The organism is Escherichia sp. WS568 (assembly GCF_046486085.1).
In the GTDB taxonomy this organism is placed as follows: domain Bacteria; phylum Pseudomonadota; class Gammaproteobacteria; order Enterobacterales; family Enterobacteriaceae; genus Escherichia; species Escherichia coli.
Genome location: NZ_JBJQMC010000025.1, coordinates 1 through 19,065, shown reverse-complemented (window position 1 = coordinate 19,065; position 19,065 = coordinate 1). Strand labels below are relative to the sequence as shown.

Below are 19,065 nucleotides of genomic sequence, written 5' to 3'. Positions count from 1 at the left end.
GCAATTTTTAATGACTTTCAGCCCAGGCGCGTTCAATCTCTTCCGCCAGAATCTTCACCCCCGCCTCAATTTTATCCGGCTCCGGCACGTAGTTCATGCGCATACATTGATGTGTATGTGGCCACGGTTTATCCAGCCCTGGGAAGAAGTTGTGCCCCGGCACCATCAGCACGCCCCGTGCTTTCAGGCGCTGGTAGAGCTGCTCGGTCGTAATTGGCAAATCCTTAAACCATAGCCAGAGGAAAATGGCTCCTTCCGGTTTATGAATCAGGCAGCGATCTTCCGGTAAATAGCGGCGAATGATGGCGATAGTTTCCTGAACACGCTGGTAATAAAACGGTTTGATAACCGTTTCAGACAGGCGCAGCAGATCGTTACGCTTAATCATTTCACACATTATCGCCGGACCAATACCGCCAGGCGCCAGGCTGATAATGCCGTTCATGTTGGTGATTGCGGTGATGATTTTTTCATTGGCGATGATAATGCCGCAGCGCGAACCCGGTAGTCCCAGCTTGGAAAGACTCATGCACAGTACAATATTCGGATTCCACAGCGGGCGCGCTTCGCTGAAGATGATACCCGGGAACGGGACGCCATAAGCGTTATCAATCACCAGCGGAATGCCGTGTTGATTCGCCAGCGCGTCAAGCTTCAGCAACTCTTCGTCAGTAATCACATTGCCTGTTGGATTCGTCGGCCGGGAGACGCAAATCATCCCGGTTTCTTCGCCAATATGCAGATGCTCAAAATCGACGTGGTATTTAAACTGGCCTTCCGGCAGCAGTTCAATATTCGGACGCGCAGAGACAAACAGATCTTCTTCCAGTCCGGCGTCAGCGTAGCCAATATATTCCGGTGCCAGCGGAAACAGCACTTTTTTGATCCGACCATCGGCACGGCGTCCGGCAAACAGATTAAATAAGTAGAAAAACGCGCTCTGGCTGCCGTTTGTTAGTGCAATATTCTGTGGTTCGATATCCCAACCCAACTTCTCGCGCAGCATTCCGGCAAGCAGTGTGAGTAGCTCCGTTTTCCCCTGTGGACCGTCGTAATTGCACAGTGCATCAGTCGCTTTGCCACTTTCCAGCATGTCGGTCAGTAGCGTCTGGAAGTAGTCCTGCATTTCCGGGATCTGCGCTGGATTACCGCCGCCGAGCATAATCGCGCCAGGCGTGCGTAAACCGTCGTTCAGATCTTCCATCAGCAGCGTAATGCCGGAGTGGCGGGTAAATTTGTCACCAAAAAGGGAGAATGTCATAGCGGGATATCTGTCGAACTCTGTAGCAAGGAAGGTAACAATAACGCTACATTTGCTGGGGTGCAAATCGCTCTGTTGAAGAGGGAGCGGTGCTTTATCCTGCAACGCTGATTAGAGCTGACATTTTATCCTGGTTGGCGGCTTCCCGAGGTACTGACGAACGGGAAGCCGGAAAAGTCACTGTTGCCCAGCCCAGATGACCAGCACTTTATCGTCGCCATGCTCACGAACAAAGCCGTAGCCCTGCTTCATCGAAAGTGTCGTTTGTTTGCCCTCGCCAATTGCGGGATGGCGGGCGCGGAACTGGCTGATTTTCTGCCAGTGCGCGACGCTGGCGGCAGATTTACCGCTAACATCCTGCCAGTTCATATCCGAACGCGTACCTTGCAGCGGATCCGAACCGGTGGGGCCGAACGGACGCGAGGATTCATCACCATAAAAGATTTGTACCGCGCCTGGCGCTAATAACAATAACTCTGCTGCTTTATTACCACCTTCGCGGAACAGGCGGGTATCATGCGATGAGAGGTAGCTCAACACGTTGAAATCCTGCAATTTCTCCGCCATTTGCTGCCAGGTCGTATCCATCTGCGCCAGACAATCGACTGCTTTCGCCGCCTGCTCCTGATAATCGAAATTGATCATCGCATCGAAGCCGTGGCGATAGTAGTCACTTTGCATCACGCCGTGGCCCCAGGCTTCACCGGTCATCCAGAAAGGTTTGTCATCTAATGCTTTGTCGGAGTTAGCTTTTTTCCATTCGCGAAGCGCGGCGCTGGCTTCGGTTTTCAGTTGCTGCCAGGCGGGCAACTCAACATGTTTGGCGGTGTCGACCCGAAAACCATCAATCCCATAGTCGCGAACCCACTGACTTAACCAGTGGGTTAAGTAATCGCGAGGGGTAAAGCCGTCGATGACTTTAGCGTGGGTATCCGTTTTGTTTTTATAGAACACCGGCAGACCAGAAGCGGTCGTTGATTCGGTTTTGATATCCGGCAAAAAGGCCAGCGACATAGTGAGATCGTCGAATCCAGGATTGTCGTAATCGCCGATATCGGTTCTGATCCAGTTTTTTCCCCACCATTTATCCCAGCCTGTTTTGTCGCTGAAATTAATGTAATCGTTAAAGCTATGCCAGGTTTGCCCGGCGGCAGGTTTCCAGTCGCTCCAGCGTTCACCCAGCGTTTTTTTCACTTCGTCACCAGAAAGATATAACGCGCCAAACTGAAACTCCTGCATATCCGCCAGTGTGGCGTAACCGGTGTGGTTCATCACGACATCAAAGAGAATACGAATACCGCGCTGATGCGCGCTATCAACCAGCGTCCGTAGATCGGCTTCGCGGCCCATATTGGCATCAAGATTCGTCCAGTCCTGTGTGTAATAACCGTGGTAGGCATAATGCGGGAAATCGCCTTTTGTACCGCCGCCGACCCAGCCGTGAATTTGCTCAAATGGGGCACTTATCCATAAAGCATTGACGCCCAGCTGCTGGAGGTAATCCAGTTTGTTGGTCAGGCCGCGTAAATCGCCGCCGTGAAAAGTGCCAATTTCTGCCATACCGTCTTTATGACGTCCGTAACTCTGGTCATTACTGGGATCGCCGTTTTCGAAACGATCTGTCAGCACAAAGTAAACCGTGGCGTTATGCCAGTCGAAAGGGGCAGAGGCGTCAGTTTCTGCCCGTTCCAGCAGGAGTAAACCGTTGCTGGTGGCAGCGGGTTGTAACGTTATTTGACCGTTCTTCACTATCGCAATTTGCTGGCTGTAATAATCCCGGACGGCGGCTCCCTCCGGAAAAGTGGCGCTGACATCCAGTGTGAGCGGTAATCCATCCCATTTCGGGCATTCACGGACCAGGCTTGCTACCGGTTCGACGGCGTTCTGGATGGAAATCATCAATGTTGGTGTACCGGAGCGGGTGTCTAGTTGCAGCGTATATTCGCCGTCCCTGAACAATCGCCATTGAGGCGGCGTGTTGCTACAAGGTTGCAGGGAAAGCATCTGATTGAGTTTTATCGCATCCGCAGGCTGCCAGCACTGTTGGTCAAAATTTAGCGTTAGTGGACGCGTACCTTTGGGCAACTGTGCGTGGCTGACAAATGTTCCCGTCCCCTGTTCGCTAAAGGCGGGAAACCCCGGAGAAGTCCAGCTGGCGGCAACGGCGAAGCCAGGAAGGAGTGTCAGAAAACAGGCGGCGAGTTTCATGGCGGATGAGTCCTTATTGCTGCGATTTCAGACAGTTTGCCAGCGATAAGCCAGACAAAACTCATCCCTGAGCGGTAAGTCCACAGGATGAGAAGCAAGGGTGAGCGATCGCGCGCAAAAAACGGCTGAATTTTGCGATAAACCCCACATTTTCTGCGATTTAGCGCCAATCTGAATCGTTAACTCGTGACATAGTTTCAGATTTGGACTATTCCTTGGGGTGCTCTTGACAGCTATTTTTGATATGATTTGAGATTCAACTCTCAAATTTGTGAAAAATATAAGGTGTTGGAATGATTAAATCCGACCAGGAGACCTGATGATTTTGACTCCCATACGACGATATGGGGCGATGATTCTTATGTTACTCACTCTGGTGTTTTCGAGTGAGGTGTTAGCGAAGACGCACACAACAACAGCGAGTCAAAAGTCCCACTTAACTAAAGCTAGTAATAAACAGGTAAGCAGTAAACAAGAGTATTCTCGCAATAGTGCAAAGAGTAGTTCACTTCCTGATTTGCGAAAATACCCTTCCGGAACACCAAGGAAAAAGGCGTTTCTCCGGACCGTAATGCCTTACATTACCAGCCAAAATGCGGCCATTACTGCGGAACGTAACTGGCTGATTTCAAAACAGTATCAGGGCCAATGGTCACCTGCTGAGCGTGCGCGTCTGAAAGACATCGCCAAACGCTACAAGGTGAAGTGGTCTGGTAATACGCGAAAAATCCCGTGGAATACTTTCCTTGAACGCGTAGACATTATCCCTACCAGTATGGTGGCGACGATGGCTGCAGCAGAAAGCGGTTGGGGAACGTCGAAGCTGGCGCGCAACAACAACAACCTGTTCGGCATGAAATGCATGAAAGGACGTTGTACCAATGCGCCGGGTAAAGTGAAAGGGTACTCACAGTTTAGTTCTGTCAAAGAATCGGTGAGCGCCTATGTCACTAACCTCAATACGCACCCGGCTTACTCTTCGTTCCGTAAATCGCGTGCACAACTGCGTAAAGCGGATCAGGAAGTGACTGCCACAGCGATGATTCACAAGCTGAAGGGCTACTCGACCAAAGGGAAGAGTTATAACAACTACCTGTTCGCAATGTACCAGGATAACCAACGGTTAATCGCGGCGCATATGTAATTGCATTTCCTCGAGCCTTATCCGACTTGTCAGGCGGATAAGGCTTTTGCTCGTATCGGGTGGTTGTGCTGAGTTACCTGATGCGACGCCGACAATTCTCATCATCGCTACAACATGACCTCGCTATTTACATCGCGATACTCTTTTGGCGTCGTGTCATATGCTTTTTTAAAAACAGAGTAGAAATATTGCAGCGATGGATAACCGCACATTTGCGATATCTCATTGATCGACAAGGTGGTTGAAATCAGCAGACTGCGCGCTTTCTCCAACTTCTCGGCATGAATCATTGCATGGATGGTTTCACCCACCTCTTCTTTAAAACGCTTCTCAAGATTGGAGCGTGATATGCCCACCGCATCCAGTACCTGATCCACTTTAATCCCTTTACAGGCGTGATTACGAATGTAATGCATGGCCTGAATAACGGCGGGATCGGTCAGCGAGCGGTAATCTGTTGAGCGCCGTTCAATGACGCGAACTGGTGGGACCAAAATCCGCTGTAGCGGCATTTCTTCTTTATCTAATAATCGATGCAACAGTTTTGCCGCCTGATAGCCCATTTGCCGTGCGCCCTGAGCGACCGAAGAAAGGGCGACACGCGACAGATAGCGGGTCAGTTCTTCGTTATCGATGCCAATCACGCATAATTTTTCCGGTACGGGAATGTGTAGATGTTCACATACTTGCAGAATATGCCGTGCCCGGGCGTCAGTAACGGCAATAATCCCGGTTTGCGGTGGCAGCGTTTGTAGCCAGTCTGCCAGCCGATTTTGCGCGTGTTGCCAGTTCTCTGGCGCGGTTTCTAACCCCTGATAAACCACTCCGCGATACTTTTCTTCGGCGACAAGCTGACGAAATGCATATTCGCGTTCAGTGGCCCAACGTTTGCCGCTTGATTCCGGAAGACCATAAAAAGCAAAGCGGTTAACGCCTTTCTCTTTTAAATGCAAAAATGCGCTTTCAACCAGCGCATAGTTATCGGTGGCAATGTAATGAACGGGTGGGTAACTTTCGGCAAGGTGATACGAACCACCAACCCCAACAATGGGGACGTCGACATCAGCCAGCGCTTGCTCGATTTGTTTGTCGTCGAAGTCGGCAATGACGCCATCTCCTAACCAGTCCTTGATTTTATCAATGCGGGCGCGGAAATCTTCTTCAATGAAAATATCCCATTCCGATTGTGACGCCTGTAAATATTCCCCTACGCCTTCTACTACCTGCCGGTCATAGGCTTTATTGGCATTGAACAGTAATGTGATGCGGTGACGTTTAGTAAACATGGTTCTTTTCCTGCTGAATCATGCAAAAACTCAAAACCGGTAATACGTTACCGGCTTTGAGAAAATTTTTATCAAAATCAAGAACGGCGTTTGGTTGCGGAGTCCATCCATACTGCCAGCAACAGAATCGCACCTTTAACGATATACTGCCAGAAGGTCGGTACATCCATCATACTCATGCCGTTATCCAGTGAAGCCATGATGAATGCCCCCATTACCGCTCCGGCCACGCTCCCGACGCCGCCTGCCAGACTGGTGCCGCCAATCACACATGCGGCAATTGCGTCCAGTTCGGCGATATTTCCCGCAGAAGGTGAACCAGCGCCAAGTCGAGAACTGAGGATTAATCCGGCGATGGCTACCATTAATCCGTTAATAGCGAACACGGCAAGTTTGGTGCGTTCAACGTTAATCCCGGAGAGCCGTGCTGCTTCCAGATTGCCGCCGATGGCATAAATGCGTCGTCCAAATGCCGTCCGCGTTGCCATAAACATTCCGCCGAGTAACAGCAACGTCAGCAGCAGAACAGGAGTGGGAACGCCACGGTAATCATTCAACAGCCAGATTGCGCCTAATACGATGATAGCGGTTAAAGCCTGGCGACCGACTACTGCGGTAGAAGCCGGAGACTGCAAACCCAAAGCCTGACGGCGCATTCTTCCGCGCCATTGCCAGCCAACAAAAGCCATTAAGCCAAGCGCGCCAATGATGAAGCCGGTGCTGGCGGGTAGATAGCTTTGCCCGATTTGTGACATCGCGGCGCTGGTGGGGGAAACAGTCGTGCCGTTGGTGATGCCAATGAGTATGCCGCGAAATGCCAACATGCCCGCGAGGGTGACAATAAATGAAGGGACTTTGCGGTACGCGACCCACCATCCGTTCCAGGCACCGAGAAGCAGTCCCAGAACCAAAGTCACAATGATGGTAAGTGGCAAAGGCCAGCCTAGCCAGACGTCACAAATCGCCGCGACGCCACCTAACAGCCCCATCATTGAGCCGACGGAAAGGTCGATTTCAGCAGAAATTATGACGAACACCATTCCTACCGCGAGGATGCCGGTAATCGCGGTTTGGCGTAACAGGTTGGAGACGTTACGGGCGCTTAAGTAGGCACCATCGGTGGTCCAGGTAAAGAACAGCATGATTGCGATGATAGCTGCAATCATCACGAAGACCTGCAAATTCAGTGATTTCAGCCCGGAAAAGCCACCGGATGTCGGTACGGCTAATTTCACTTCAGACGGATTGCTTTTCGACATGATGTTCGCTCCTCAATGCGGCTTCCATCACCTGCTCCTGAGTCAGGTTATGATTTATCAGGTTGGCTTTTAGTTTCCCTTCATGCATCACCAGTACACGATCGCTAAGGCCGAGCACTTCAGGTAATTCGGAAGAGATGACAATAACGGCAATACCCTGCTGGACGAGTTGGTTAATTAATTTGTAGATCTCGTATTTCGCGCCAATATCGATACCCCTGGTGGGTTCATCAAGAATGAGAATGCGCGGGTTAAGTAACAGACAGCGAGCGAGGATCGCTTTTTGTTGATTGCCGCCGCTCAAACGTCCAATAGCAAGGTCGGAGGACGACGTTTTAACTTTGAGTTGCTGGATTGATTCCAGAATACATTTTTGCTCTGCCGCGTCATCAAGCTGGCTAATACCGCCGGTAAATTTATTGAGTGCGGCGAGGGTAATATTTTTACCAACCGCCATTACCGGAACGATGCCGTCGCGCTTTCTGTCTTCGGGTACCATCGCAATCCCCTGGGCGATGGCTTGCTGACAGTTACGAATATCTACCTGTTTGCCGTCAATATAAATTTTCCCTTCCCATTGTCCGGGCCACACACCAAACAGGCACTGAATAGTCTCGGTACGTCCGGCACCAACGAGTCCGGCGATACCCAGTATTTCGCCACGTTTCAGGGAAAACGAGACATCATTAACTCGTTTAATATGACGATTAACCGGATGCCATGCCGTCAGATGTTCAATACGTAATATTTCATCTCCGGTGGTATGTGGTTCATTAGGGTAAAGCGCGGTTAACTCTCGCCCGACCATCATGGTGATAATATCGTCTTCACTCATTCCAGCAGCATCACGCGTGCCAATGTGCTGACCGTCGCGAATAACGAAAATCGTATCGGAAATCGCTTTGACTTCGTTGAGTTTGTGCGAAATATAAATACAGGCGATACCGTGCTGTTGTAGATCGCGAATAATATCCAGTAAAACCGACGTTTCCTGCTCAGTTAATGAGGCTGTCGGCTCATCGAGAATTAACAAACGCACCTGTTTATTAAGTGCCTTGGCAATTTCAACCAGTTGTTGTTGCCCAAGTCCTAAATCGCCAACGCGGGTATCAGGTGAAATGGATAAACTGACCTGTGCGAGCAGCTTCTGACAGCGTAGCGTCATCAGGTCATAATCCATAATGCCATTATGGGTTATTTCGTTACCCAGGAAGATATTTTCCAGCACGGTCAGTTCTTTCACCAGCGCCAATTCCTGGTGAATAATGGCGATACCTTTGCGTTCGGTATCGCGGATGTGACTCGCCTGAATCTCTTCTCCCGCAAAAATAATTTCGCCTTCGTAGGAACCATGGGGATAAATACCACACAGCACTTTCATCAGCGTTGATTTACCTGACCCATTTTCCCCACAGAGTGAGACGATTTCGCCAGCATTCAACCGCAAGCTGACGTTATCAATCGCCTTCACACTGCCGAAGGTTTTGGTAATATTTTTCATTTCAAGTAGATAAGGCATAACGACTCCACCTAAGCCAATTAATTCACGCGGCATGGAGAGAAATCACGCCCCCGCTCCGCGCCGGGGCGTAACGCTTACAGCTCGCTCTCTTTGTGGAATCCGTCTTTAACTACCGTATCTTTGATGTTGTTTTTATTCACATCGATCGGTGTCAGCAGGCGGGAGGGAACATCTTTCAGGCCATTATTCAGTGTGGTATCCGCTTTTGGCTCCTGACCATTGCCCAACTCAACGGCAATTTCTGCGGCAGTATTTGCCAACAATGTAATAGGTTTATACACCGTCATAGTTTGCGTACCGGCAGCAATACGTTTAATACCTGCAAGATCCGCATCCTGGCCGGAAATTGCTACTTTCCCTGATAAACCTTGCGCGCTTAATGCCTGAATTGCTCCTCCTGCGGTGGCATCGTTTGAGGCAACTACAGCATCAATTTTGTTATTATTGGCGGTTAGCGCGTTTTCCATAATTTTCAATGCGTTTTCCGGTAACCAGCCATCAACCCATTGGTCACCAACGACTTTAATTTTTCCGGAATCAACATAAGGTTTTAATACTTTCATTTGCCCGGCGCGGAACAGCTTGGCGTTGTTATCTACCGGCGAGCCGCCCATCAGGAAGTAATTACCTTGCGGAACAATATCGACCAGGGCTTTTGCCTGCAGTTCGCCGACTTTTTCGTTATCGAAAGAAATATAAAAATCGATATCCGCATCGTTAATCATACGGTCGTAAGCTAATACTTTAATACCTTCTTGTTTGGCTTCTTTTACAACGTTACTTAATACCTGACCGTTATACGGAATAATAACAAGAACATCGACGCCCCGGTTAATCATGTTTTCAATCTGCGACATTTGTGTTTCTTCATTGCCATTTGCAGACTGTACAAATACTTTCGCGCCGAGAGATTCTGCCTTTTTCACAAAAATATCTCGATCTTTTTGCCAGCGTTCAAGACGGAGATCATCAATCGCCATACCTATTTTGACTTCTTTGGCGTGAGCCGCAACGTTGGTAAGCAGAAGTGAGGTGCAAAGGGTGAGTAGAATGTTCTTTATTTTCATGGTGTAGGGCCTTCTGTAGTTAGAGGACAGCTTTAATAAGTAACAATCACCGCGATAAACGTAACCAATTTTTAGCAACTAAACAGGGGAAAACAATTACAGATTTTTATCTTTCGATTACGATTTTTGGTTTATTTCTTGATTTATGACAGAGATCTTACTTTTGTTGCGCAATTGTACTTATTGCATTTTTCTCTTCGAGGAATTACCCAGTTTCATCATTCCATTTTATTTTGCGAGCGAGCGCACACTTGTGAATTATCTCAATAGCAGTGTGAAATAACATAATTGAGCAACTGAAAGGGAGTGCCCAATATTACGACATCATCCATCACCCGCGGCATTACCTGATTATGGAGTTCAATATGCAAGCCTATTTTGACCAGCTCGATCGCGTTCGTTATGAAGGCTCAAAATCCTCAAACCCGTTAGCATTCCGTCACTACAATCCCGACGAACTGGTGTTGGGCAAGCGTATGGAAGAGCATTTGCGTTTTGCCGCCTGCTACTGGCACACCTTCTGCTGGAACGGGGCGGATATGTTTGGTGTGGGGGCGTTTAATCGTCCGTGGCAGCAGCCTGGTGAGGCACTGGCGTTGGCGAAGCGTAAAGCAGATGTCGCATTTGAGTTTTTCCACAAGTTACATGTGCCATTTTATTGCTTCCACGATGTAGATGTTTCCCCTGAGGGCGCGTCGTTAAAAGAGTACATCAATAATTTTGCGCAAATGGTTGATGTCCTGGCAGGCAAGCAAGAAGAGAGCGGCGTGAAGCTGCTGTGGGGAACTGCTAACTGCTTTACAAACCCTCGCTATGGCGCGGGTGCGGCGACGAACCCAGATCCTGAAGTCTTCAGTTGGGCGGCAACGCAAGTTGTTACAGCGATGGAAGCAACCCATAAATTGGGCGGTGAAAACTATGTCCTGTGGGGTGGTCGTGAAGGTTACGAAACGCTGTTAAATACCGACTTGCGCCAGGAGCGTGAACAGCTGGGCCGCTTTATGCAGATGGTGGTTGAGCATAAACATAAAATCGGTTTCCAGGGCACGTTGCTTATCGAACCGAAACCGCAAGAACCGACCAAACATCAATATGATTACGATGCTGCGACGGTCTATGGCTTCCTGAAACAGTTTGGTCTGGAAAAAGAGATTAAACTGAATATTGAAGCTAACCACGCGACGCTGGCAGGTCACTCTTTCCATCATGAAATAGCCACCGCCATTGCGCTTGGCCTGTTCGGTTCTGTCGACGCCAACCGTGGCGATGCGCAACTGGGCTGGGACACCGACCAGTTCCCGAACAGTGTGGAAGAGAATGCGCTGGTGATGTATGAAATTCTCAAAGCAGGCGGTTTCACCACCGGTGGTCTGAACTTCGATGCCAAAGTACGTCGTCAAAGTACTGATAAATATGATCTGTTTTACGGTCATATCGGCGCGATGGATACGATGGCGTTGGCGCTGAAAATTGCAGCGCGCATGATTGAAGATGGCGAGCTGGATAAACGCATCGCGCAGCGTTATTCCGGCTGGAATAGCGAATTAGGCCAGCAAATCCTGAAAGGCCAAATGTCACTGGCAGATTTAGCCAAATATGCTCAGGAACATAATTTGTCTCCGGTGCATCAGAGTGGTCGCCAGGAGCAACTGGAAAATCTGGTAAATCATTATCTGTTCGACAAATAACGGCTAACTGTGCAGTCCGTTGGCCCGGTTATCAGTAGCGATACCGGGCATTTTTTTAAGGAACGATCGATATGTATATCGGGATAGATCTTGGCACCTCGGGCGTAAAAGTTATTTTGCTCAATGAGCAGGGTGAGGTGGTTGCTGCGCAAACGGAAAAGCTGACCGTTTCGCGCCCGCATCCACTCTGGTCGGAACAAGACCCGGAACAGTGGTGGCAGGCAACTGATCGCGCAATGAAAGCTCTGGGCGTTCAGCATTCTCTGCAAGACGTTAAAGCATTAGGTATTGCCGGACAGATGCACGGTGCAACCTTACTGGATGCCCAGCAACGGGTATTACGCCCTGCCATTTTGTGGAACGACGGGCGCTGTGCGCAAGAGTGCACTTTGCTGGAAGCGCGAGTTCCGCAATCACGGGTGATTACCGGTAACCTGATGATGCCCGGATTTACTGCGCCTAAATTGCTATGGGTTCATCGGCATGAGCCGGAGATATTCCGTCAAATCGATAAAGTATTATTACCGAAAGATTACTTGCGTCTGCGTATGACGGGGGAGTTTGCCAGCGATATGTCTGACGCAGCTGGCACTATGTGGCTGGATGTCGCAAAGCGTGACTGGAGCGATCTCATGCTGCAGGCTTGCCACTTATCTCGTGACCAGATGCCCGCATTATACGAAGGCAGCGAAATTACTGGTGCTTTGCTACCTGAAGTTGCGAAAGCGTGGGGTATGGCGACGGTGCCAGTTGTCGCAGGCGGTGGCGATAATGCAGCTGGTGCGGTTGGTGTGGGAATGGTTGATGCTAATCAGGCAATGTTATCGCTGGGGACGTCGGGGGTCTATTTTGCTGTCAGCGAAGGATTCTTAAGCAAGCCAGAAAGCGCCGTACACAGCTTTTGCCATGCGCTCCCGCAGCGTTGGCATTTAATGTCTGTGATGCTGAGTGCGGCTTCTTGCCTGGATTGGGCCGCAAAATTAACCGGTCTGAGCAATGTTCCAGCTTTAATCGCGGCTGCTCAACAGGCTGATGAAAGTACCGAGCCTGTCTGGTTTCTGCCTTATCTTTCCGGTGAACGTACGCCACACAACAATCCCCAGGCGAAGGGGGTTTTCTTTGGTTTGACCCATCAACATGGTGCTAATGAACTGGCGCGAGCAGTGCTGGAAGGCGTGGGTTATGCGCTGGCAGATGGCATGGATGTCGTACATGCCTGCGGCATTAAACCGCAAAGTGTTACGCTGATTGGTGGCGGGGCTCGTAGTGAGTACTGGCGTCAGATGCTGGCGGATATCAGCGGTCAGCAGCTCGATTACCGCACAGGGGGAGATGTGGGGCCAGCACTGGGTGCAGCAAGGCTGGCGCAGATTGCGACGAATCCAGAGAAATCGCTCATTGAATTGTTGCCACAACTACCGTTAGAACAGTCGCATCTACCAGATGCGCAGCGTTATGCCGCTTATCAGCCACGACGAGAAACGTTCCGTCGCCTCTATCAGCAACTTCTGCCATTAATGGCGTAAACGTTATCCCCTGCCTGACCGGGTGGGGGATAATTCACATCTATATATCTCAGTAATTAATTAATATTTAGTATGAATTTATTCTGAAAATCATTTGTTAATGGCATTTTTCAGTTTTGTCTTTCGTTGGTTACTCGTAATGTATCGCTGGTAGATATGGAGATCGTTATGAAAACCTCAAAGACTGTGGCAAAACTATTATTTGTTGTCGGGGCGCTGGTTTATCTGGTTGGGCTATGGATCTCATGCCCATTGTTAAGTGGAAAAGGCTATTTTCTTGGCGTGTTAATGACAGCAACTTTTGGCAATTATGCATATCTTCGCGCAGAAAAACTCGGGCAACTGGATGATTTTTTTATCCGCGTCTGCCAGTTGCTGGCGTTAATCACTATCGGTCTCTTGTTTATCGGTGTTTTAAACGCACCTATCAATGCTTATGAAATGGTGATCTATCCCATCGCCTTTTTTGTCTGCTTGTTTGGTCAAATGCGTTTGTTTCGCTCGGCATGAGCAACATAAACCTCTTACACATTCAGGAATGAAAGGAATACTGTGATGGACAACAAAATATCAACCTATTCACCGGCATTTAGTATTGTGTCATGGATAGCTCTCGTTGGTGGTATCGTTACCTATCTGTTAGGACTATGGAATGCAGAGATGCAGTTAAATGAAAAAGGATATTATTTTGCCGTACTGGTATTAGGACTGTTTTCTGCGGCGTCTTATCAAAAGACCGTTCGGGACAAGTATGAAGGCATACCGACCACCTCCATTTATTATATGACTTGCCTGACGGTCTTTATTATCTCTGTTGCGTTATTGCTGGTAGGTCTGTGGAATGCAACGTTATTACTCAGCGAAAAAGGCTTTTATGGGCTGGCTTTCTTCTTAAGCTTGTTTGGTGCAGTAGCGGTGCAGAAGAATATTCGTGATGCCGGAATAAACCCACCAAAAGAAACACAGGTTACCCAGGAAGAATACAGCGAATAATTCACATAAGCCCGGTCAGTCCAATGTGACCGGGCTTTTATTTAACTCACTAGTCTGTTTCTGTCGATTCGTTGTACCAGCATAGAAAGTAACAAACTCGCTGCCAACGTCGCGCAAAAGATCCAAATAATATCGAGTATTGGCCAGTTTTTAAGCTCAATCCCCCGGGTACGCAGCGCATGGATAATCAATGCATGGAACCCGTATATACCTAAAGAATGGCGTGATATCAGCCCAAGCCCGGGAACAGTGTGTGTATCCAGCGTGTTTTTAACCAGAGTCAATAGCGTGATTGCGCAGATAAAAACCATCGGCCCACAGTAAAGATACCAGGTATCGGCAAAATTTCCGCGCCACTGCAATTCATATAATGTCCCGCGAGAGATAATAAATACCCCCGTCGCAAACAGTGCGGCGCACACCCACGACAGTGCTTTATGCTGTGTGTCCATCATCCCTATAGCGCGGCCCAACATGCCATACAGGATGTAGTAAAAAGTATCGCCATTGATATATAAGTTAATTGGCAGCCATTCAAAACCGTCAATTTTCTGCGGCACTGTGTTTGGGTTAGCGATAATGCCAATCACCACCATTAGCACCAGCAACATTTTTCCGCCGACGTTCTTCACCTGAATCAGCGGTGAAACCAGATAAATCACCGCAATCGCGAAGAAAAACCACAAGTGGTAAAACACTGGCTTTTGCAGCAGGTTTTTCAGCGCTAACTCCATATTGATGGAGGTAAACAGCGCAATGTAGAGCAGCGCAACAGTGCTATAAAACAGCAGGCATAAGCCGATGCGCAAGAAATGGCGCGGCTGGGCGCTGCGTTCGCCAAAAAAGAGATAGCCGGAAATCATGAAAAATAGCGGCACGCTGACACGAGAGGCAGAATTCAGAACATTGGCGATATCCCATGTGACGGGGCTAACACTATGAGCATTGGTCACATACCAGGTAGTGGTGTGAATCATCACCACCATTAAACACGCTATCCCTCGCAGGTTATCAATCCAGTAAATTTTGGGCTGCATCTGTGTCTCTGTATCTGGTTAAAAAAAGTCTGACCGATAAATCATTCGGTTGGCGCACTGGAATAATCTGAGTTTTATCACTACAGCTTATAGAGGCTTAAGGAAATTCGTAAGATATCAGCCACTATACCGATATAAATAATAAGACTCACCTGCAAACCAGACGGTAATTTAATGATGATGAACTCTTTCTTTCCGGCAATGGCGCTTATGGTGCTTATGGCGCTAGTGGGTTGTTCTACACCGCCACCCGTGCAGAAAGCACAACGGGTAAAGGTTGATCCTCTGCGTTCGTTGAATATGGAAGGGCTATGCAAAGATCAGGCGGCAAAACGCTATAATACAGGTGCGCAAAAAATCGACGTCACCGCATTTGAACAGTTCCAGGGGAGCTACGAAATGCGCGGTTATACCTTCCGTAAAGAGCAGTTTGTCTGTTCTTTTGACGCAGATGGCCATTTTTTGCATCTTTCCATGCGTTAAGCCCTGCTTTTTCCCGTTTCGTACTGTATATCTTCCATCCAGCGGGTATACTGATCCCTTCCTTTAAATCCACACGTATCCAGCACGAAATAATATGCAAAAGTTTGATACCAGGACCTTCCAGGGCTTGATCCTGACCTTACAGGATTACTGGGCTCGCCAGGGCTGCACCATTGTTCAACCATTGGACATGGAAGTCGGCGCGGGAACCTCTCACCCAATGACCTGTCTGCGCGCGCTGGGGCCAGAACCGATGGCGGCTGCTTATGTTCAGCCTTCTCGTCGCCCGACCGATGGTCGCTACGGCGAAAACCCCAACCGTTTACAGCACTACTATCAGTTCCAGGTGGTCATTAAGCCATCGCCGGACAATATTCAGGAGCTGTACCTTGGTTCTCTGAAAGAGCTGGGCATGGACCCGACCATCCACGACATCCGTTTCGTGGAAGATAACTGGGAAAACCCGACGCTGGGTGCCTGGGGGCTGGGCTGGGAAGTGTGGCTGAACGGCATGGAAGTGACGCAGTTCACTTACTTCCAGCAGGTTGGTGGTCTGGAGTGTAAACCGGTTACCGGCGAGATCACCTACGGTCTGGAACGTCTGGCAATGTACATTCAGGGCGTAGACAGCGTTTACGACCTGGTCTGGAGCGACGGCCCGCTGGGTAAAACCACCTACGGCGACGTGTTCCATCAGAACGAAGTGGAGCAGTCCACTTACAACTTCGAATACGCGGATGTGGATTTCCTGTTCACCTGCTTTGAGCAGTACGAGAAAGAAGCGCAGCAGCTGCTGGCGCTGGAAAATCCGCTGCCGCTGCCAGCCTACGAGCGTATTCTGAAAGCCGCCCACAGCTTCAACCTGCTGGATGCGCGTAAAGCCATCTCCGTCACCGAGCGTCAGCGCTATATTCTGCGCATTCGCACCCTGACCAAAGCAGTGGCAGAAGCATACTACGCTTCCCGTGAAGCCCTCGGCTTCCCGATGTGCAACAAAGATAAGTAAGAGGCGGCTATGTCTGAGAAAACTTTTCTGGTGGAAATCGGCACTGAAGAGCTGCCACCAAAAGCACTGCGCAGCCTGGCTGAGTCCTTTGCTGCGAACTTTACTGCGGAGCTGGATAACGCTGGCCTCGCACACGGCACCGTTCAATGGTTTGCTGCTCCGCGTCGTCTGGCGCTGAAAGTGGCTAACCTGGCGGAAGCGCAACCGGATCGTGAAATCGAAAAACGCGGCCCGGCAATTGCCCAGGCGTTCGACGCTGAAGGCAAACCGAGCAAAGCGGCAGAAGGTTGGGCGCGTGGTTGCGGTATTACCGTTGACCAGGCTGAGCGTCTGACTACCGATAAAGGCGAATGGCTGCTGTATCGCGCCCATGTGAAGGGCGAAAGCACCGAAGCACTGCTGCCGAATATGGTTGCGACTTCGCTGGCGAAACTGCCGATCCCGAAACTGATGCGTTGGGGCGCAAGCGACGTGCACTTCGTGCGTCCGGTTCACACCGTGACCCTGCTGCTGGGCGACAAAGTTATTCCGGCTACCATTCTGGGTATTCAGTCCGATCGCGTGATTCGCGGTCACCGCTTTATGGGCGAGTCGGAATTCACTATCGACAATGCCGATCAGTATCCGGAAATTCTGCGTGAGCGCGGGAAAGTCATCGCCGATTACGAAGAACGTAAGGCGAAGATTAAAGCCGATGCCGAAGAAGCGGCGCGTAAGATTGGCGGTAACGCTGACTTAAGCGAAAGCCTGTTGGAAGAAGTCGCTTCGCTGGTGGAATGGCCGGTTGTGCTGACCGCAAAATTCGAAGAGAAATTCCTCGCGGTGCCGTCTGAAGCGCTGGTTTACACCATGAAAGGTGACCAGAAATACTTCCCGGTGTATGCGAACGACGGCAAACTGCTGCCGAACTTTATCTTCGTTGCCAATATCGAATCGAAAGATCCGCAGCAAATTATCTCTGGTAACGAGAAAGTCGTTCGTCCACGTCTGGCGGATGCCGAGTTCTTCTTCAACACCGACCGTAAAAAACGTCTGGAAGATAACCTGCCGCGCCTGCAAACCGTGTTGTTCCAGCAACAGCTGGGTACACTGCGCGACAAAACTGACCGCATCCAGGCGCTGGCTGGCTGGATTGCTGAACAGATTGGCGCTGACGTTAACCACGCAACCCGTGCGGGCCTGCTGTCCAAGTGCGACCTGATGACCAACATGGTCTTCGAGTTCACCGACACCCAGGGCGTTATGGGGATGCACTACGCGCGTCACGATGGCGAAGCGGAAGATGTTGCCGTGGCGCTGAACGAGCAGTATCAGCCGCGCTTTGCCGGTGATGACCTGCCGTCTAACCCGGTAGCCTGTGCGCTGGCGATTGCTGACAAGATGGATACTCTGGCGGGTATCTTCGGTATCGGCCAGCATCCGAAAGGCGACAAAGACCCGTTTGCGTTGCGTCGTGCCGCACTTGGCGTGCTGCGTATTATCGTTGAGAAGAACCTCAATCTTGACCTGCAAACCCTGACCGAAGAAGCAGTGCGTCTGTATGGCGATAAGCTGACTAATGCCAACGTGGTTGATGATGTTATCGACTTTATGCTCGGTCGCTTCCGCGCCTGGTATCAGGACGAAGGTTACACCGTTGACACCATCCAGGCGGTACTGGCGCGTCGTCCGACTCGTCCGGCTGATTTCGATGCCCGAATGAAAGCGGTATCGCACTTCCGTACCCTGGATGCAGCTGCAGCACTGGCGGCGGCGAACAAGCGTGTATCTAACATTCTGGCGAAATCTGACGAAGTGCTGAGCGACCGCGTGAATGCCTCTACTCTGAAAGAGCCGGAAGAAATTAAACTGGCGATGCAGGTTGTGGTGCTACGTGACAAGCTAGAGCCGTACTTTGCTGAAGGTCGTTACCAGGATGCGCTGGTCGAACTGGCTGAGCTGCGTGAACCGGTTGATGCCTTCTTCGATAAAGTGATGGTCATGGTTGATGACAAAGAATTGCGAATCAACCGTCTTACCATGCTGGAGAAACTGCGCGAATTATTCCTGCGAGTTGCGGATATTTCGCTGTTGCAGTAATAACGTCGTTATTAAAAAGCCTGCCATCTGGCAGGCTTTTTTATCGCTAAATAATAGAGCAACCTTTAATAATCTTCTGCTGAATAAAGATTGTCTCATATATTAATTTTATGAGATTTTTTTAGGATTATATCAAGGAGAAGAAACGAACTTATTAAGCTAGAATAGCTGCGGGTGCTTGAGACTGTTTGTCTCAGGTATTCACCGAAAGGCAGACAGAGAAAAGCCCCACCTGACTATAAATCAAAGTGTGTACTGACCCCAGAAAGTTGGACAGTTAAACACGAGGCATATAGGTCTGATTCCGATATTCAATTGGAGTCAGACCTTTTAATTTCAGGCTAATTCTTCTGCTGTTGTAGTATTCAATATATTCCGTAACAGCATCCTTCAGCTCGCTTATATTACTGAACTCATCAAGATAAAAACACTCCGACTTTAAGGTTCCAAAGAAACACTCCACCACAGCATTATCCAGACAATTGCCTTTTCTGGACATGCTTTGT

General features: G+C 49.6%; 16 protein-coding genes. 8 read left to right on the top strand and 8 right to left on the bottom strand.

Annotation, left to right across the window (positions count from 1 at the left end; translation table 11 throughout):
* Positions 1-7 precede the first annotated feature (7 nt).
* Positions 8-1,261 (bottom strand): valine--pyruvate transaminase, encoded by a 1,254-nt coding sequence (gene avtA, locus ACJHWR_RS21370; protein WP_000144350.1) that lies wholly within the window; start codon positions 1,259-1,261, stop codon positions 8-10.
* 177 nt (positions 1,262-1,438) lie between these two features.
* Positions 1,439-3,469, bottom strand: coding sequence for an alpha-amylase (gene malS / locus ACJHWR_RS21365; protein WP_000761242.1), 2,031 nt, complete (start codon positions 3,467-3,469; stop codon positions 1,439-1,441).
* Positions 3,470-3,788: 319 nt separating this feature from the next.
* Here malS and ACJHWR_RS21360 point away from each other — a divergent pair, with 319 nt between their 5' ends.
* Positions 3,789-4,613: a protein bax gene (locus ACJHWR_RS21360; RefSeq protein WP_012311944.1), complete on the top strand. Its 825-nt coding sequence runs from the start codon at positions 3,789-3,791 to the stop codon at positions 4,611-4,613.
* A 107-nt stretch (positions 4,614-4,720) separates the two neighbouring features.
* On the opposite strand, the gene xylR is transcribed toward ACJHWR_RS21360, so the two are convergent.
* The 4 genes from xylR to xylF all read right to left on the bottom strand — a co-directional run bounded on the left by xylR (position 4,721) and on the right by xylF (position 9,747).
* Positions 4,721-5,899, bottom strand: coding sequence for a D-xylose utilization transcriptional activator XylR (gene xylR, locus ACJHWR_RS21355; RefSeq protein WP_000494484.1), 1,179 nt, complete (start codon positions 5,897-5,899; stop codon positions 4,721-4,723).
* A gap of 77 nt (positions 5,900-5,976) precedes the next feature.
* On the bottom strand, positions 5,977-7,158 hold the full coding sequence (xylH, locus tag ACJHWR_RS21350; protein ID WP_000045978.1) for a xylose ABC transporter permease XylH: 1,182 nt from the start codon (positions 7,156-7,158) through the stop codon (positions 5,977-5,979).
* A complete protein-coding gene (gene xylG, locus ACJHWR_RS21345; protein ID WP_001146515.1) occupies positions 7,136-8,677 on the bottom strand; it encodes a D-xylose ABC transporter ATP-binding protein in 1,542 nt (513 codons plus the stop codon). Before xylG ends, xylH begins: the two co-directional genes overlap by 23 nt.
* Before the next feature lie 77 nt (positions 8,678-8,754).
* Positions 8,755-9,747: a D-xylose ABC transporter substrate-binding protein gene (gene xylF, locus ACJHWR_RS21340; RefSeq protein WP_001296518.1), complete on the bottom strand. Its 993-nt coding sequence runs from the start codon at positions 9,745-9,747 to the stop codon at positions 8,755-8,757.
* A gap of 365 nt (positions 9,748-10,112) precedes the next feature.
* Here xylF and xylA point away from each other — a divergent pair, with 365 nt between their 5' ends.
* The 4 genes from xylA to yiaA all read left to right on the top strand — a co-directional run bounded on the left by xylA (position 10,113) and on the right by yiaA (position 13,954).
* On the top strand, positions 10,113-11,435 hold the full coding sequence (gene xylA, locus ACJHWR_RS21335) for a xylose isomerase (RefSeq protein ID WP_001149592.1): 1,323 nt from the start codon (positions 10,113-10,115) through the stop codon (positions 11,433-11,435).
* Positions 11,436-11,506: 71 nt separating this feature from the next.
* Positions 11,507-12,961 carry a xylulokinase gene (gene xylB, locus ACJHWR_RS21330; protein WP_000275337.1) on the top strand — a complete coding sequence of 485 codons (1,455 nt, stop codon included), beginning with the start codon at positions 11,507-11,509 and terminating at the stop codon, positions 12,959-12,961.
* 168 nt (positions 12,962-13,129) lie between these two features.
* On the top strand, positions 13,130-13,471 hold the full coding sequence (yiaB, locus tag ACJHWR_RS21325) for an inner membrane protein YiaB (RefSeq protein ID WP_012311650.1): 342 nt from the start codon (positions 13,130-13,132) through the stop codon (positions 13,469-13,471).
* A gap of 45 nt (positions 13,472-13,516) precedes the next feature.
* Positions 13,517-13,954, top strand: coding sequence for an inner membrane protein YiaA (gene yiaA / locus ACJHWR_RS21320; RefSeq protein WP_001329946.1), 438 nt, complete (start codon positions 13,517-13,519; stop codon positions 13,952-13,954).
* A 41-nt stretch (positions 13,955-13,995) separates the two neighbouring features.
* Here yiaA and wecH read toward each other — a convergent pair whose 3' ends face one another.
* Entirely contained in the window at positions 13,996-14,991 is a 996-nt protein-coding gene (gene wecH / locus ACJHWR_RS21315; RefSeq protein ID WP_001182667.1) for an O-acetyltransferase WecH, read from the bottom strand.
* Positions 14,992-15,165: 174 nt separating this feature from the next.
* Here wecH and ACJHWR_RS21310 point away from each other — a divergent pair, with 174 nt between their 5' ends.
* The 3 genes from ACJHWR_RS21310 (at position 15,166) to glyS (ending at position 18,559) form a co-directional block, all read left to right on the top strand.
* A complete protein-coding gene (locus tag ACJHWR_RS21310) occupies positions 15,166-15,474 on the top strand; it encodes a YsaB family lipoprotein (protein ID WP_000980158.1) in 309 nt (102 codons plus the stop codon).
* A gap of 94 nt (positions 15,475-15,568) precedes the next feature.
* Complete coding sequence (gene glyQ, locus ACJHWR_RS21305; RefSeq protein ID WP_001168544.1) at positions 15,569-16,480, top strand: glycine--tRNA ligase subunit alpha; 912 nt, start codon at positions 15,569-15,571, stop codon at positions 16,478-16,480.
* Positions 16,481-16,489: 9 nt separating this feature from the next.
* Positions 16,490-18,559, top strand: coding sequence for a glycine--tRNA ligase subunit beta (glyS, locus tag ACJHWR_RS21300; RefSeq protein WP_001291797.1), 2,070 nt, complete (start codon positions 16,490-16,492; stop codon positions 18,557-18,559).
* A gap of 277 nt (positions 18,560-18,836) precedes the next feature.
* Here the strand turns inward: glyS and ACJHWR_RS21295 are convergent.
* A partial coding sequence (locus tag ACJHWR_RS21295; RefSeq protein WP_074404635.1) for an IS3 family transposase occupies positions 18,837-19,065 on the bottom strand: 229 nt, incomplete at its 5' end.

Excerpts from the sequence above, each read along its gene's own strand:
- xylH (WP_000045978.1), bottom strand. The coding sequence starts at position 7,158 with ATGTCGAAAAGCAATCCGTCTGAAGTGAAATTAGCCGTACCGACATCC.
- malS (WP_000761242.1), bottom strand. The coding sequence starts at position 3,469 with ATGAAACTCGCCGCCTGTTTTCTGACACTCCTTCCTGGCTTCGCCGTT.
- yiaB (WP_012311650.1), top strand. The coding sequence starts at position 13,130 with ATGAAAACCTCAAAGACTGTGGCAAAACTATTATTTGTTGTCGGGGCG.
- ACJHWR_RS21360 (WP_012311944.1), top strand. The coding sequence starts at position 3,789 with ATGATTTTGACTCCCATACGACGATATGGGGCGATGATTCTTATGTTA.
- glyS (WP_001291797.1), top strand. The coding sequence starts at position 16,490 with ATGTCTGAGAAAACTTTTCTGGTGGAAATCGGCACTGAAGAGCTGCCA.
- glyQ (WP_001168544.1), top strand. The coding sequence starts at position 15,569 with ATGCAAAAGTTTGATACCAGGACCTTCCAGGGCTTGATCCTGACCTTA.
- xylG (WP_001146515.1), bottom strand. The coding sequence starts at position 8,677 with ATGCCTTATCTACTTGAAATGAAAAATATTACCAAAACCTTCGGCAGT.
- yiaA (WP_001329946.1), top strand. The coding sequence starts at position 13,517 with ATGGACAACAAAATATCAACCTATTCACCGGCATTTAGTATTGTGTCA.
- xylF (WP_001296518.1), bottom strand. The coding sequence starts at position 9,747 with ATGAAAATAAAGAACATTCTACTCACCCTTTGCACCTCACTTCTGCTT.
- xylR (WP_000494484.1), bottom strand. The coding sequence starts at position 5,899 with ATGTTTACTAAACGTCACCGCATCACATTACTGTTCAATGCCAATAAA.
- avtA (WP_000144350.1), bottom strand. The coding sequence starts at position 1,261 with ATGACATTCTCCCTTTTTGGTGACAAATTTACCCGCCACTCCGGCATT.
- xylB (WP_000275337.1), top strand. The coding sequence starts at position 11,507 with ATGTATATCGGGATAGATCTTGGCACCTCGGGCGTAAAAGTTATTTTG.
- xylA (WP_001149592.1), top strand. The coding sequence starts at position 10,113 with ATGCAAGCCTATTTTGACCAGCTCGATCGCGTTCGTTATGAAGGCTCA.
- ACJHWR_RS21310 (WP_000980158.1), top strand. The coding sequence starts at position 15,166 with ATGATGATGAACTCTTTCTTTCCGGCAATGGCGCTTATGGTGCTTATG.
- wecH (WP_001182667.1), bottom strand. The coding sequence starts at position 14,991 with ATGCAGCCCAAAATTTACTGGATTGATAACCTGCGAGGGATAGCGTGT.